Origin of the sequence: Bacillus sp. CBEL-1, assembly GCF_004348885.1 — a bacterium.
Classification (GTDB): Bacteria; Bacillota; Bacilli; order Bacillales; family Bacillaceae_H; genus Priestia; species Priestia aryabhattai_A.
The window spans coordinates 197,999-212,460 of record NZ_SBIM01000003.1 but is presented as its reverse complement, the minus strand read 5'-3'; the positions used below and the strand labels follow the sequence as shown (position 1 = coordinate 212,460).

The following is a 14,462-nucleotide window of genomic DNA, read 5'->3' as shown; positions in this document are numbered from 1 at the left end:
AATGTTATAAATGAGTACATATATCGTCATCGGAGCAGGGATATTAGGAGCATCAACTGCTTATCATTTAGCCAAATCAGGAGCAGATGTAACGATTGTAGACAAAAAGCATGATGGACAAGCAACAGATGCAGCTGCAGGAATTGTATGCCCATGGCTTTCGCAGCGCCGTAATAAAGCCTGGTACCGCTTAGCTAAGTCCGGAGCAAAATATTATCAAGACTTAATTGCAAGCTTAGAAGCAGATGGAGAAACAAGTACAGGTTACCAAAAGGTTGGAGCCATCGGTATTCATACAGATGAAAATAAAGTTGATAAAATGCAAGAGCGTGCTTACAAGCGGCGTGAAGATGCGCCTGAAATTGGTGATATCAAGCGCTTGTTAGAAGATAAAACTCAACGGGAGTTTCCCTTTTTAAAAAATGGCTTTCAATCTGTTCACATTAGCGGAGCTGCTCGCGTTAATGGCAGAGCATTGTGTGAAGCTCTGCTTGCAGGGGCCAAAAAACATGGAGCAAAACTCATTCATGATAAAGCCGAACTCTTATATAAAGGGAAAAAAATAAAAGGAGTTCTTACAAGTTCAGCTACTATTGAAGCAGATTATGTTATTGTTACGGCAGGAGCGTGGGCAAGAGAGCTATTTGAACCAATTGGGATTGATTTGCAGATTACGTATCAAAAAGCCCAAATTATGCATTTGCAGCTTGATGAAGAAGAAACAGATTCTTTACCTGTTGTCATGCCTCCCAATGATCAATATATACTTGCTTTTGAACAAGGTAAGATTGTAATTGGAGCAACACATGAAAATGACACAGGCTTTGATTACCGGGTAACAGCTGGTGGGATTTATGAAGTGCTGCATAAAGCTTTAGAGATAGCACCTGGATTAGCCGATGGGGCAATAGATGAAATCCGTGTAGGCTTTAGGCCGTTTACGCCAGGGTTCTTACCGATTATCGGACCTGTTCCGTCACATTCCAACGTCTTTTTAGCAAATGGGCTTGGAGCATCTGGCTTAACGGTAGGGCCTTATTTAGGCTCACAGCTTGCTAAACTTGCGCTTGGAGAAGAAATTGAACTGCCTCTTGATGAGTATTCCGTAGCAAGTGCAATTCAACTAAACCAATAAGAACTGAAAGCAAAAGCTAAGATAAACGGCTTTTGCTTTCAGTTTATTTAATCAATATATGTTCTAACTAATTATTAAGAGTGTGCACTAGTCGACTAAGTTTAATATAGTGACAAAAAATCTTAAGAAATCTTAAGATTTTCATCCATAAAATCTTCATTTTTATCTTTTATCCTAAAAAATAAGAAAAGATAATGGAGTGATGAAGAATGGGTGAATTATTTATTTCTCAATATGCGAAAAAACCAAGAACAGTAGGAGCAATTTTACCAAGTTCTCGTTATTTAGCTGCCAAAATGGTAGGTGAGATTAATTTTGAAACGGCTAATGTAATTGTTGAATACGGACCCGGTACAGGGGTTTTCACAAAGGAGCTGTTAAAAAGAAGAAAGCAGGGGACAGTTCTTTTGCTAATTGAAATTAATGAAGAATTTTATCAATATCTGCTTGAAGAATATAGTGAAGAGAAAAACGTTCATATTATTCATGGATCCGCTGAGCATATCAAGCAATATTTGGAGGGTTATGGTATAAAATGTGTTGACTACATTGTGTCCGGATTACCATTTTCTTCATTGCCAAAAAACCTTTCAATTTCTATTTTAAAGGAAGCTACGTCTATTTTAAGAAAAGAAGGTATGTTTATTACATTTCAGTATACAAAAATGAAAAAAATGTTTATTGAACAGTTCTTTTCCTCAATGAAAATTCAAAGAGAATTTTTAAATCTTCCACCAGCGTATATATTTCATTGCCAAAAATAGAAAGGAAAGAATAGACATGAGTAAAGCTATAATGGTTGTTGATGATGATGAAAAGATTAGAAATTTAATTGGAATTTACTTAGAGAACGAGGGTTTTAACGTCTGGAAATGCCAAAGCGGGTTAGAGGCTTTGGAACTTCTGAACAATCAATCATTTGATTTGTTAATCTTAGATGTGATGATGCCAGAAATGGATGGAATTGAAATGTGTATTGAAGTTCGAAAGAGAGCTCATATTCCAATCCTTATGCTTTCAGCAAAGTCTGAAGACCTGGATAAAATACAAGGTTTAACTGCAGGAGCAGACGATTATTTAACAAAGCCTTTTAACCCACTCGAGTTACTAGCAAGAGTGAAGTCTCAGCTTAGACGATATACAAAGTACAACGCACAACCTAAATCTCAAAGTGAAATTGAGATTGAAGACTTAACGATAAATACAGAAACAAGGAGTGTGAAAGTAAACGGTCGAGAAGTTCATTTAACACCAAAAGAGTTTGATATCCTTGAGTTATTAGTACGAAACAAAGGAATTGTATTGAGTGTAGATAAGATATATGAAGAGGTATGGAAAGATCCTTTCTTAAAATCAGATAACAATGTAATGGTTCATATTACAAAGCTTCGTGACAAAATTGAGCCAAATCCCAAAAGGCCGATTTATGTGAAAACGGTTTGGGGAGTTGGCTACAAAGTATGAAATGGAAAAAGGTGATTTTTAGAAAAATTAGCTTACAACTATTACTGGCGATTTTTGTTAGTTATGTTCTTGCTTTTTTCATATTGGGATTGTTTTCAAAATATGTAGTACAACCTTATCTTTTACATACGTATGAGATTAACCCAACCCTTTATAACATAATCCTATTTTTAATTCTCCTTACTACGGTAGGAGTTTTTATCGTTAGCTTTTTGCTCTTTGTTAGGAAAAAAGTTCTGTATTTAAAAAAGATTTCAAATGAAATTACAAATATTGCAAACGGTGATTTAGAGGTAGAAATAGAAGTTAGAGGTCATGATGAACTAGCAAACCTTACCCAAAATATTAACAAAATGTCTGCGGAGTTAAAGGCGAAGTTTGAGCATGAGCGGTTAATTGAACAAAGTAAAAATGAACTAATTTCAAGTGTTTCTCATGATTTACGTACTCCATTGACTTCTATTATTGGCTATCTAGATTTATTAAAGCAAAATCATCACCTTAATAAAGAAGAGTTTCTAGAATACTTAGATATCATTGATGCCAAAACACAAAATTTAAACTATTTGATCAATGATCTTTTCGAGTATACAAAATTAACAAGCCCTAATTTAGCTCTTACTTATTCAAACATAGACATCAGTTTGTTGTTACAGCAGTTAACGAGTGAGTATCATGCCATATTAAAAAGCGAAGGGATTTCAGTGAATTTAGAAATAATGAACAAGGATATGACGTTATGTGTAGATGTTGACAAAATTGTAAGAGTATTTACAAACTTATTGGATAACGTGAGAAAATATGCAGTAAAACCGTCTGATGTATTTATTGTTCTAAAGAGAAACGAAACGGATGTTTTATTTTCTATTCATAACCAGGTTCAGTCAAATCAAAGAGTTGATACAAATCAAATGTTTGATCAATTCTATCGTGCAAATAAATCGAGAACAAACGATGGAAGTGCGGGGTTAGGTCTCTCTATTTCAAAGCGTATTGTAGAATTACATAATGGAGAAGTATGGGCTGAGCATGATGGGGAATGGATTGCCGTTTACGTACAGCTCCCTCTTTAATAAAAAGATGTGTTCCACATAGCACGCAGAACACATCTTTTTATTTAATCAATAGACGATGGTACAAGCTTTTCTTTTTGAATGCTAGGTACACTTTTTGGTTCATAACGAAGGTCATTCGTTGAAAAGAGCATAATACTTACTGTGCTCCCTTTTGCATACGCTCGAATAAGTAACGGCTGGTCATAGTTGTTTCGAAAATTAAAATCCGGTCCGTACCAGCTTACCGTAGCATCTCTTCCAGGTGGAACATAGTGAACGGTTTTACTATGTGAAAATCGCTGAGTCACTTCTAATCCTGCTCGATCAACAGCATTAAATAAAGTTGAAGAAACCTGGCAAATTCCACCACCAATACCTTCCGAAAATTCACCTCTAATAATAATCTTAGCAGGAAGATATCCCTTTTCTTTTGTACGTTGTCCCACAGTACGATTAAACGAGAATGTCTCCCCAGGGAAAATAACTTGATTATTAATAGCTTCTGTAGCTAAAGAAATGTTGTGTGAGCGGTTTTTATTATGCGTATTAAAATAAGTATAATAATGACTAATTTGCTTGGAGCGAACGGAAGCTAACAGCTCGCTGTCAACTTTAGGATAAATAGCCATCTTTGGAATCTGAACAGATGTTTGTGAACGATTGTAAAACGTTCTGTAGAACTCTTCTTTAAACAGTACGCTATTGAGCTGTGATCCAGGCTGTTCAGGAATAATGTTGCCCGCACGATCAAGCTTTGCATTAATAGGTGGTTTATAGGCAATAGGCTGAATTTTTTTCAGTAGCATGTCGTATTTATCATCATCAATAAGTGGAATACCTGGAATATCACTTTCAATATCCGCAAGGTTAATAGTTGTAATTGGTTTATTGTCTTCGGTTAATAACAAATGGTCTGATAACGAAGTTGGATGAGCAACCAACATAAGACCTAACATCCAAGTTAGTTTCATACGCATTTCCCTCCCAATGTTAGTATGGATAAGCTCCCGAATTTCATGTAACCGAATAAAGCTTACTTTTTAGCTATTAAGTGCCAATTATAAAATACATGAACCGTCGTATATTAATAAAGCTAAAATGTATATGAAAGAGGTTTATGTATGAATAAATATTTCATTATTTTATTGTTTATAGGTCTTATCACGCCAAATCATGCGGATGCAAAAATCAAAAACCACCCTTTAACATATTATGGAACAGTACAAAAAGGTAAAATTATACCATGGAAAGAAGCTCAATATTTACTTCCTAAAGGCAAGAAATTTACGATAATTGATATGGATACTGGTTTATCTTTTAACGTGCAGCGACGAGCCGGAAACAAGCATGCAGATGTACAACCCTTAACAAGAACGGATACTGCTGTTATGAAATACATTTATGACAACCAGTGGAGTTGGGATAGAAAAGCAGTTTTGATCCCTATAAAGGGAGAGCTTATAGCTGCATCAATGAATGGTATGCCACATGGAGCCGGAGCGCTAGATAACGGATTTCCAGGCCATTTTTGCATTCATTTTTTAAACAGCACTACACATAAACGAAATCATACAGATCCAGATCATCAAATGATGGTATTAAAAGCCGGAGATAATCTTGAGAAATTTGTTTCTACAGCTACACCAGAACAGCTCATTCAGCTTTTCTTAGTCGGAGTAAAACAGCAGGATGAAACTTTGTTGAAAGCAGCAGTAGGTGAGAAGCAATTGCAGAAAATCTATTCAAAAGTCAAGAAAATTGAAGCTTTAAACTACAAAAAAGAAGAAATTGAAGAAAAAATAGAAAACAGTCCCCTTGTTGTAAAGGGAAAGGTGAAGATTTTAACCATTGCAGTTGAGAAAGGAAAGGGGCAAACTAGTTTATCAATGGAATTTGACTTAGAGAGGTCTGCGGTCAATGACCTTTGGGAAATTAAACAAGTAAATTTTAAGTAGGTCAGGAGAGGCTAGCACATAAATATTTCAATTAATAAAACAGTTAAATTGTACCTTAAAATGCTATACTTTTGATTGTATGTATTTTATACTGAAGTAAGTCAAATGGCTTATTTTAGGAGAGCTAGAAAGAGATTTTATAGTGTTGAAAGCTGAATCATCGGGTAGTATATCTTTGTGGATATTCTATTTGGGTTTATTGCTGGACTTTTTATCTATAAAAGATTGGAGATTTTGCTGCTAGGATTCTTTACTGACTTCTTAGTGGGTGGCTGTATTGTTTTATTTCGATGGTGGAAAGAAAGCGTCTGAGAATAAAAAGTAATTGTACACTCATTTAATTAATGAGGTTTTACAATTAACGTTTTGGTCATAAGTAAAATTAGAAAAAATATGTTATAATGCTTCTAATAGTAACAGTTAAGGGTGATGATAATTGGAAATTGGTCAGCGTATCAGAGAACTAAGAGGAAAAAAAGGAATGTCTTTAACGGAGCTTGCTACGCGGGCAGGAGTAGCTAAATCCTATATTTCATCGGTAGAACGAGGAATTCAGCTTAATCCATCAATTCAGTTTTTAACAAAAGTATCAACCGTATTACATGTTAGCGTCGAATCGCTTATTAATGATAGCAGTAATAAGCAAGAACCACAGTTAGACCCGGAGTGGATGGAACTAGCAAAAGAAGCGGCGCAGTCGGGTGTTAGCAAAGAACAGTTTAAGCAGTTTTTGGAGTTTCAAAAATGGCAACAAATAAAACAATGATATAATTTAGCAACTGCAGTAGCTGTTATAATATTTTCTTAACATTCAGATCCTCTATACTTCTGCAAATATTTTTCCTTGATAAATAATTCATTTCTAGATATATCATACGTATTCTTCAGTCTTAATTTTGTTCATATTGTTATTAAACGAAACAGGTATCAATTATTATAACAAAATGTAATAATTGATACCTGTTTTATAAAAGGTACATAAGGGCGCTTTTACTTTTTAGCTTTATCTATGTAAAGATTTAATTAGTTTATAATAAACAGAGCGATTGACAATTAAAAATAAAAGTGTTAGTTTTTAATTATGTTCTTTATAAAGAACATTTGTTATTTCTGTTGCTTTCTATATTTAGTATTCACTATAAAGATGTGAAGCACAAAATTATAGGAACTTCTAAATAATTTCCTGTGCATATTGTAATGAGCGCTATATCCTATAAAGAAACTAAAAAAATAACTTGTTTCGTTCTTTATAAAGAACGAAATGTTGGTATTTAAATGTTCTAGTTTGATTTCGCTGCTATCAGTGCAAAGGTATTTCATCATAGCGGTGTCAATCTGTCTATCCGCTTAAGCATTAAAAATAAAATTTACCTATTGATAGATCTTCTGCTATAAATGACTAGAAACCAGAGTTAAGGAATATAATTGAATAAATAATAAAAAGTATGAGGGATACAAATGATAGGAGAAAAAATTTATAGAATTCGTAAATCTCGAGGGCTTACGCTTTCTGAGCTTGCTGAAAGAGCAAATGTATCGAAATCATATCTAAGCAATATCGAAAGAAATGTAAATCAAAATCCATCTATACAAGTTGTAGAAAAGTTAGCCGCGGTACTCGGAGTTGAATTCACAATACTAGTAGAGGCAAACTCTGAAATAGGCGAGCTTGTAGAACCGGAATGGGTAGATTTTATTAATGATTTAAAAGAAATGGGAGTAAAAAAAGAGCAGCTGAGTGAGTACAGGGAGATATTGAAATTTATCAAATGGCAAAAAGAAGAACAAGGTAATGATAAATAAAATATGATTAGTGTAGAATCAAAGAGCTTAAAGCACCTTTCCGATTGTATATATGCATATAATTCTAATAAATTAAATGAAGGTACCAACTTGTTATAGCAATAAAGAAGAGCAACTTTTTGTATAAAGTTATTTAATAGTTATATTTTTCTAAAAATGTTCTTTAAAAAGAACAAAGAATGTTTTATAATGAAAAAGAACTAGTAATCATGCTAAAGAACTAGTTAAAAAAGAAATCTTTGCATGGTTTTGTTCTCAATAAAGAACAAAAAGGAGAGAAGAAGGTGCAAAATAACGTACATGAAGCGCCCAAAGTACTAAATCATCAAGCTATTCAGTTTGAAACGGCTCAAAGCTGGAATCCGGGCAAGGGAAACCAAGATCATCCTGGAACAGGAAACGATGGAATAAACTTTCCACCAGGCAACCCTAATCCACCAGGTGGTGCAGGCACGCCAGGAAAAGGTAATGGGAAGAAGTAAGAAGCTTCCTGTTAAAGTAAGGCTAGTAGTCAATGGCTTCCATTGACTGCTGTTTTAAAAGTTATGGATTGAGGAGATAAAAAAATGAAAATCATGCATACACGAATTGCTGATCATAACATTGATATATATACGGACTCCAAACGTGCTTGGGCATTTCTTAGTCAATATTTTTTCTGTTTCGAACGTAGAGAGAAAGATAGCGGCCATCTTCAAATAGAAATAGAGATGGGGTATGGCGTATCTTTTATTGATTACAATGTTGAGACAAAAGACGAGCTTGATGTCATTACTTTTAAAAGAGCAGATTATAAAATTGAAGTAGATCATGGGTATAAAAAAGCGAAAATAATGGCGTATGATGAATTAGCTTTAAAGCATGCCACAATGAATCTATACAGCGCTTTTATTGTTCATCACAACTGGGGAATTTTACTTCATTCATCCTGTGCTGTAGACAGTGAGCAAGCACATATTTTTACAGGCCACTCTGGGGCTGGAAAATCAACAGCAGCACAATTGTCACAGCCTAGATTGTTATTATCTGATGAAGCGACAATAGTAAAAGTTCAAACAGGTAGCGTTATGATATATAATTCACCGTTCCGCAGTGAACTTCACGCAAAAGAGGTTGAACAACCCATTCCGCTTGCGAGTATTCAACTACTATATCAAGCACCTAGAAATGTAAGAATTCAACAAAGAAAATCCGTTGCTCTAGTGGAGTTAATTGATAAGGTTTTTTACTGGTCATATAGAAAAGAGCAGGTTTCTCAACTTATGAAGTTGTTAAAGCAAGTAGCAGATGAAGTACCAGTGTATCATCTGCATTTTCAAAAAAACAATACGTTTTGGGAGTTGATTTCGTAATGAGTTGTTATATCAGAAAAGAAAATTATGAGATTGTGGAAATAGATCAAGAGTGGGTTATTTTAAACACAGATGCTTATACTGTAACAACTATTAATGAACTGGGTAAATATTGTTGGACGTTACTAAATACCCCACAAAGCAGCAGTAGCTTATACCAAGCTATTATAAATAAATATGAAACGAGTATAAATGCGTTAGAAAGTGACATAGAGTCTTTTTTACTAGAGTTAGCGAGTTGTAACTTAATTGAGCATGCAAACTAAAACAGGTCAAAGTTATTTGGTGAAAAAGATTATAAAGCAACAAGGGTGCATCAATATTCCCGCAATTGGAACGAGTATGTACCCCAATATTAAAGAAGGAGATTCTTGTCGATTTGTAACGTGCAATCTATCCTATTTATCAAAGGGTGATATTGTTTTATTTGAATCTCAAGAAGGAAAGCTTGTGGCACACCGGTTTATTTCTAGGAAACAAGACGACAAAGGAAGCTTTTACTTATTTAAAGGTGATACGAACTTACGTCTAGATGATGTTATTCGCCCAAGTTCAATTATTGGAAAGTTAGAAACAATTAAAAAAGGTAATCGGATAATCGAGTCTACAAGCTTCTTAAATAAACTATGGGGAAGACTAGTAGTTTCATTGCCATTTCTATCGAGATTGTTAAATATATATATTCATCGCGTTCTTGGGAAGTGAATATAGAGGTGTAAGAACATGAATGTTAAACGAGTCATTGAAGGGTTAAACATTGAGCAGTACTTATCAATTAAAGATATGAAGCGCATTTTTGTATGGGTAGCCCCGTATGTTAAGCGATATAAGATAGCTTATATTGGACTGTTTGTCTTACTATTTGTAGACATAGCTGTAACCTTGGGGTTTGCCTGGTTCTTTGGAAATATAACAGATGCAGCTGTCCACAGCGATTTTGAGAAATTAAAGTGGTTTGTTTTGGTAGGAATAGGATTGTCTTTTATTAGTATCGTAACTAATTTTATTGATACATACTTAGAAGCAATTGCTATAAATGCAGTAAAAAGAGACGTGAACTTGGATTTATATAAGCGGCTCTTACTTTTAAGTGAAAAAAATATATCTAATAAGCATTCGGGAGAGCTTGTTTCACACTTTACAAACGATATTCATAAAATTGAAGGAGTCATCGGCCGGGGATTAATTAACTTAATTCGCTTTCCAGTTATATCAATTGCCGCGTTAATTTATTTAACTAATATTAGTTGGAAACTTTCATTATTTAGTCTATCAGTAGCCCCGGTTGCAATGCTAGGAGGAGCAGTTTTTGGTATCCTTCTACGAAACAACAGTCGAATTGTTAATGAGTTGATTAGTCAGATTATCAGAAAGTTGAATGATACATTTCAAGGTCTTACAATTATTCGGTCTTTTACATTGGAAAACGTCTTCTTTCAAAGCTATGGAAATAAAATTAAGGATCTTTATAACCTAGAGCTTAAAGAAACGAAGATTAAAGGCTGGTTTTATGCGGGAGGACAAGCGGTTGGTTCAACCGCATTTTTAATTAGTCTAGTAGTTGGAGCTTATTTTGTAACAAGTGATGTCATTACAATAGGTGCATTATTAACTTTTGTCAATTTAATTAATCACCTGATTTCACCACTTACAGGGTTAGCTGGTCAGTGGGCAGGCTATCAGCGTGCAATATCTGCTTTAGAACGAATTGTAGATGTATTTGAACAGCCAATAACATCAAAAGCTTTACCTACTCAGCAATCGGCTAAATATCCAGTTCATCATAGTGAAATTGAATTTCGAAATGTTTCATTCAAATATAATGAGGGTGAAGACCTTTTTAGTAATCTAAACTTGAAAGTACCAGCTGGAAAAGTGACTGCAATTGTTGGGCCAAGTGGTGGTGGCAAGTCTACATTATTTAAATTATTACAGCGTTTTTATGAACCTGATTTAGGTTGTGTATTAATTGATAGTAATCCTCTTCAAAACTTAAGTATTGAAGAAGTGAGAAACTCAATTTCCTATGTGCCGCAAGAAACATTTTTATTCAGTGACACTGTAAGAGAAAATTTAAAAATGGCAAAACCTTGCTTGACGGATGATGAGATGTATCAAGCTTCACGTCATGCTAATATCCATCAAGATATTGAAGCTTTAGCTAATGGATATGACACTGAAGTGGGAGAGCGAGGGTCTAAATTGTCAGGTGGGCAAAGACAACGTGTTGCTATTGCAAGAGCGCTTTTAAAAGATGCACCTATTCTGCTGTTAGATGAAGCAACATCTGCTTTAGATAATGAAGCGGAGCATCTTATTAAGGAATCTTTAAGTCAACTTATGAAGAATCGAACAACATTAATTATTGCTCATCGATTGTCGACCATACAGCACGCTGATTTTATTGTAGTAATGGATCAAGGAAAGATTGTACAAGTAGGTGCTCATACCGAGCTAATAAAGGAACAGGGGTTATATCGAGAGCTTCATGATAAACAATTTTTTAAAGAAGAACCTTCTCAACAACCTATCACATGTTGAGAGGAGAGAAAGGAGAGTTCAATGATTCATACATTTATACAACAAATTTACATGGACCACCCTCTTGCATATCAAAAACATGACTATCAAAAGTTACTAAATGAAATTGAGAAAGACGCCGTGTCTTCTCAAGTTTATTGCTTGCTAAAAAAATATGGAAAACTAGAAGAAATACCTTTAGATATGCGTAACAGACTTGAACAAGTTTATAAAAAAATAGTGTTTCAAAACTTAATTATTAAGAAAGAAAAAGATGATGTCTTAAAGGCACTTACAGAGTTTGGTATAGCAGTCATTGTACTTAAAGGTACTTCTTTTGCAGAACGGTACTATGGGCATATAGGTGCAAGACCAACCTCTGATATTGACGTATTAATTAAGCCAGATAATCTAGCCAAAGCAAAAGAAATCGTGATTTCTATGGGATTTAATGTTGAGAATGAGCCAATTGAAGGGCATTTTCATGTTACTTTTAGCAAATATATGCCAGGCTCTATCGTACCATTGATGGTGGAACTTCACTGGAACATTTTAAGAAGTAACACGTCTGTATTAAACATTGAAGAATTTTGGGCGGCCTCCACCCCTGAAAAAAACAATCCATATATTAGAAACTTAGACCCTCAGCATGAGTTTTATATGATTTGCTTGCATGGATGGCGACATAACTTAGACGCAGCAAAGTATTTTTTAGATATCATTCAAATGTGTGAGATTTTAAAAGGTAAAATTGATATTCCAAAAATGCTAACAGACTCCAAGCAGCACCATACAAGAAAACGTTTAGAAAAAACGCTATCTATTGTTCATCAAACATATCCTGAGTTAGAACATTTAAGTTTTTACTCGGCTATTAATCACGAAAAATACAAGCTCGACTATTATGTCCATCGTCATACTAAAGTTCCATTGATAAGATATATTGATCGTATATCACATCGTTTTTTTAACTATGATTTAATTACGTATAGCTTTAAAGAAATAAAAAAGTGGTGCATTCAAAGGTATAATAACAGCAGATAAAGTAGAGGTAGCAAAAATAAATCACTTTTTACTGCTTTTGAAGGTTTCTGCTCTATTCTTAGGTCTATCCATTCACTTTTATCAAAAAAATTCCATAAATATCATTCTATCTCATCAAAGTGAATCTGTGGAATTTATGATACAGTAAATGTAGCTATTTTCTGAAAGTGTTGTTTCAGAAAGGGTAAGATGAGTGGATGGAGGTAGACAATGAAACCATTTAAAAAACTAATTGAAGAATTAGGAAATAAAGTCGATGTCTTGACAAGTAAGCAGTCGAGCATTTATTTTGAAAAATTAGTGGGACAATTTCCCTTTACAAAAACCAATACCATTGATTGGAAACGCGTGCTAATCAAAGAAAGATGTGAACAGGTTCAGCAGGTTATTCAATGGCTACAAACGATGAAAATTTATGATGAACACGTTATTCTATTTTCAAAAGATTATCAAATTCCAGCTGTCCGAGTAAATTTAAAAGAAGCATTACCGGTCGTGACAAAGCTTCAAGACTGTCATTTGTTTATTTATTGCCCAACAATTGAGTATGTGATTGAGTGGGTGAAAGAGAAGTGTTTTACTATCGGACTAGCTGCAAGGTAGCACATAAAAAGCATCGTCGTTCTATACGACGGTGCTTTTTTCTTTGCAAGCATAAATTTACTACTTTTTGTTGACATTATAAAAAAAGTACGTATAATTAACATTAATCAAATTGTTAATTATAAATTCAATCAGGAGACAGGGCAATGTTAAATCATGATCAAAAAAGTGTAAAAAAAGAATACCCAAAGCCATACGGATATACGGCAGATATTGCTGTGTTTACGATTGTAGCTACTGAAAAAGAAGCATATAAACCACCAAAGATGGTATTGAAATTAATGTTGATTCAACGAGCAATTTTAAATGCCGAAGGTGAACAAAATATTGAAGCAGGTAAATGGGCGCTTCCAGGTGGCTTTGTACACCCTAACGAATCGGCTTATGAAGCAGCTAAGCGTGAACTAGAAGAAGAAACGGGCGTATCGGGTATTCATATGAAGCAGTACGGAATATATGATAAACCTGGTAGAGACGCACGGGGATGGGTTATTTCAAATGCTCATTATGCTATTGTGCCAGAAGAAATGTTGGCAAAAAGGCAAGCGAATGACGATGCAGCAAACGTTGAGTTGTTTGACCTAGAAGAAGTTTTTTCACTGCCATTGGCGTTTGATCACGCTCAAATTATTCAAGATGGCATTACTGAAATAAAAAAAGATCTCCTTCAAACGACGGTCGCACAAAAGTTTTTACCTAAAATGTTTACTTACTCTGAACTTCAGGCTGTATTGCTTACAATTACGAATAATCCAGCAATTCGGAGTGATCAGGCGTTTGCGCGTAAGATTCGCATGCTGCCTTTTATTGAAGAAGTAGAAGGACAAACAACAACTAGAACATCTAAAAAGCCAACAAAGCTATATCAGTTTATTGATGCAGATTTTGCTACATCTATCTACACAGCTAGGTATTAACTACTCAACAATTTGTTTATTGTTAATTACCAATAAGGGGGCAAAGTAATGAGAGCACTTATAAACATTGATTATACGAATGATTTTGTAGACGATAAGGGAGCTTTAACTTGTGGAGAGCCTGGACAGCAAATTGAATCGGAAATAGTTAGCTTAACCAAGGAATTTATTGATAACGGTGACTATGTGGTATTTGCGATTGATTTGCACGAAGAAAGTGATCAATACCATCCTGAAACCAAATTATATCCGCCGCATAATATCAGAGAAACAAAAGGAAGAAGTTTATATGGTAGGTTACAAGAGGTATATGATACGTACAAAGAAAGCCAAAACACTTACTGGATGGATAAAACAAGGTACAGTGCTTTTGCAGGCACAAATTTGGAAATGAAGCTTCGGGAAAGAGGCATTACTGAAGTGCATTTAATAGGGGTATGCACCGATATTTGTGTTTTGCATACTGCTGTAGATGCCTATAATAAAGGCTTTAATATCACAGTGTATGAAAAGGCAGTTGCAAGTTTTAACCAAGCAGGGCATGAATGGGCATTAACTCATTTTACGAATTCACTAAACGCAACGGTTATTAAATAAGTTGTGCATTGATTATT

17 protein-coding genes are annotated in these 14,462 nt (G+C 34.5%); 16 read left to right on the top strand and 1 reads right to left on the bottom strand.

Features of this window, described 5'->3' with window-relative positions:
- Positions 1-10: 10 nt before the first annotated feature.
- From EPL02_RS01245 to EPL02_RS01230, 4 genes are all read left to right on the top strand, one after another.
- Positions 11-1,135 (top strand): NAD(P)/FAD-dependent oxidoreductase, encoded by a 1,125-nt coding sequence (locus EPL02_RS01245; RefSeq protein ID WP_131886831.1) that lies wholly within the window; start codon positions 11-13, stop codon positions 1,133-1,135.
- A gap of 209 nt (positions 1,136-1,344) precedes the next feature.
- Entirely contained in the window at positions 1,345-1,899 is a 555-nt protein-coding gene (locus EPL02_RS01240) for a class I SAM-dependent methyltransferase (RefSeq protein ID WP_131886830.1), read from the top strand.
- Positions 1,900-1,915: 16 nt separating this feature from the next.
- Positions 1,916-2,599 (top strand): response regulator transcription factor, encoded by a 684-nt coding sequence (locus EPL02_RS01235; RefSeq protein ID WP_094909882.1) that lies wholly within the window; start codon positions 1,916-1,918, stop codon positions 2,597-2,599.
- Entirely contained in the window at positions 2,596-3,672 is a 1,077-nt protein-coding gene (locus tag EPL02_RS01230) for a sensor histidine kinase (protein ID WP_131886829.1), read from the top strand. Before EPL02_RS01235 ends, EPL02_RS01230 begins: the two co-directional genes overlap by 4 nt.
- Before the next feature lie 44 nt (positions 3,673-3,716).
- On the opposite strand, the gene EPL02_RS01225 is transcribed toward EPL02_RS01230, so the two are convergent.
- Positions 3,717-4,625 (bottom strand): VanW family protein, encoded by a 909-nt coding sequence (locus EPL02_RS01225; protein ID WP_131886828.1) that lies wholly within the window; start codon positions 4,623-4,625, stop codon positions 3,717-3,719.
- Between the two features lie 150 nt (positions 4,626-4,775).
- On the opposite strand from EPL02_RS01225, the gene EPL02_RS01220 reads away from it, so the two are divergent.
- The 12 genes from EPL02_RS01220 to EPL02_RS01165 all read left to right on the top strand — a co-directional run bounded on the left by EPL02_RS01220 (position 4,776) and on the right by EPL02_RS01165 (position 14,445).
- Positions 4,776-5,609 carry a hypothetical protein gene (locus tag EPL02_RS01220; protein WP_094909885.1) on the top strand — a complete coding sequence of 278 codons (834 nt, stop codon included), beginning with the start codon at positions 4,776-4,778 and terminating at the stop codon, positions 5,607-5,609.
- 436 nt (positions 5,610-6,045) lie between these two features.
- A complete protein-coding gene (locus tag EPL02_RS01215; RefSeq protein WP_025910505.1) occupies positions 6,046-6,375 on the top strand; it encodes a helix-turn-helix domain-containing protein in 330 nt (109 codons plus the stop codon).
- A 692-nt stretch (positions 6,376-7,067) separates the two neighbouring features.
- Positions 7,068-7,412 (top strand): helix-turn-helix domain-containing protein, encoded by a 345-nt coding sequence (locus tag EPL02_RS01210; RefSeq protein WP_131886827.1) that lies wholly within the window; start codon positions 7,068-7,070, stop codon positions 7,410-7,412.
- A 284-nt stretch (positions 7,413-7,696) separates the two neighbouring features.
- Positions 7,697-7,894, top strand: coding sequence for a hypothetical protein (locus EPL02_RS01205; RefSeq protein WP_094909887.1), 198 nt, complete (start codon positions 7,697-7,699; stop codon positions 7,892-7,894).
- 84 nt (positions 7,895-7,978) lie between these two features.
- Positions 7,979-8,764: a hypothetical protein gene (locus EPL02_RS01200; RefSeq protein ID WP_094909888.1), complete on the top strand. Its 786-nt coding sequence runs from the start codon at positions 7,979-7,981 to the stop codon at positions 8,762-8,764.
- A complete protein-coding gene (locus EPL02_RS01195; RefSeq protein WP_094909889.1) occupies positions 8,764-9,030 on the top strand; it encodes a PqqD family protein in 267 nt (88 codons plus the stop codon). Before EPL02_RS01200 ends, EPL02_RS01195 begins: the two co-directional genes overlap by 1 nt.
- Before the next feature lie 19 nt (positions 9,031-9,049).
- Entirely contained in the window at positions 9,050-9,469 is a 420-nt protein-coding gene (locus EPL02_RS01190; protein WP_165932489.1) for a S24/S26 family peptidase, read from the top strand.
- Between the two features lie 18 nt (positions 9,470-9,487).
- Positions 9,488-11,305 (top strand): ABC transporter ATP-binding protein, encoded by a 1,818-nt coding sequence (locus tag EPL02_RS01185; RefSeq protein ID WP_131886825.1) that lies wholly within the window; start codon positions 9,488-9,490, stop codon positions 11,303-11,305.
- Between the two features lie 21 nt (positions 11,306-11,326).
- Positions 11,327-12,328 carry a nucleotidyltransferase domain-containing protein gene (locus EPL02_RS01180; RefSeq protein WP_061785241.1) on the top strand — a complete coding sequence of 334 codons (1,002 nt, stop codon included), beginning with the start codon at positions 11,327-11,329 and terminating at the stop codon, positions 12,326-12,328.
- Positions 12,329-12,538: 210 nt separating this feature from the next.
- A complete protein-coding gene (locus EPL02_RS01175; RefSeq protein ID WP_094909893.1) occupies positions 12,539-12,931 on the top strand; it encodes a CDI toxin immunity protein in 393 nt (130 codons plus the stop codon).
- 146 nt (positions 12,932-13,077) lie between these two features.
- Positions 13,078-13,848, top strand: coding sequence for an NUDIX domain-containing protein (locus EPL02_RS01170; RefSeq protein WP_131886824.1), 771 nt, complete (start codon positions 13,078-13,080; stop codon positions 13,846-13,848).
- Between the two features lie 48 nt (positions 13,849-13,896).
- Positions 13,897-14,445 (top strand): cysteine hydrolase family protein, encoded by a 549-nt coding sequence (locus EPL02_RS01165; protein WP_131886823.1) that lies wholly within the window; start codon positions 13,897-13,899, stop codon positions 14,443-14,445.
- Positions 14,446-14,462: the final 17 nt, after the last annotated feature.

What these genes read in the sequence shown, in the direction of transcription:
- EPL02_RS01245 (WP_131886831.1), top strand. Translation starts at nt 11, where the DNA reads ATGAGTACATATATCGTCATCGGAGCAGGGATATTAGGAGCATCAACT.
- EPL02_RS01240 (WP_131886830.1), top strand. Translation starts at nt 1,345, where the DNA reads ATGGGTGAATTATTTATTTCTCAATATGCGAAAAAACCAAGAACAGTA.
- EPL02_RS01235 (WP_094909882.1), top strand. Translation starts at nt 1,916, where the DNA reads ATGAGTAAAGCTATAATGGTTGTTGATGATGATGAAAAGATTAGAAAT.
- EPL02_RS01230 (WP_131886829.1), top strand. Translation starts at nt 2,596, where the DNA reads ATGAAATGGAAAAAGGTGATTTTTAGAAAAATTAGCTTACAACTATTA.
- EPL02_RS01225 (WP_131886828.1), bottom strand. Translation starts at nt 4,625, where the DNA reads ATGAAACTAACTTGGATGTTAGGTCTTATGTTGGTTGCTCATCCAACT.
- EPL02_RS01220 (WP_094909885.1), top strand. Translation starts at nt 4,776, where the DNA reads ATGAATAAATATTTCATTATTTTATTGTTTATAGGTCTTATCACGCCA.
- EPL02_RS01210 (WP_131886827.1), top strand. Translation starts at nt 7,068, where the DNA reads ATGATAGGAGAAAAAATTTATAGAATTCGTAAATCTCGAGGGCTTACG.
- EPL02_RS01200 (WP_094909888.1), top strand. Translation starts at nt 7,979, where the DNA reads ATGAAAATCATGCATACACGAATTGCTGATCATAACATTGATATATAT.
- EPL02_RS01195 (WP_094909889.1), top strand. Translation starts at nt 8,764, where the DNA reads ATGAGTTGTTATATCAGAAAAGAAAATTATGAGATTGTGGAAATAGAT.
- EPL02_RS01185 (WP_131886825.1), top strand. Translation starts at nt 9,488, where the DNA reads ATGAATGTTAAACGAGTCATTGAAGGGTTAAACATTGAGCAGTACTTA.
- EPL02_RS01180 (WP_061785241.1), top strand. Translation starts at nt 11,327, where the DNA reads ATGATTCATACATTTATACAACAAATTTACATGGACCACCCTCTTGCA.
- EPL02_RS01175 (WP_094909893.1), top strand. Translation starts at nt 12,539, where the DNA reads ATGAAACCATTTAAAAAACTAATTGAAGAATTAGGAAATAAAGTCGAT.
- EPL02_RS01170 (WP_131886824.1), top strand. Translation starts at nt 13,078, where the DNA reads ATGTTAAATCATGATCAAAAAAGTGTAAAAAAAGAATACCCAAAGCCA.
- EPL02_RS01165 (WP_131886823.1), top strand. Translation starts at nt 13,897, where the DNA reads ATGAGAGCACTTATAAACATTGATTATACGAATGATTTTGTAGACGAT.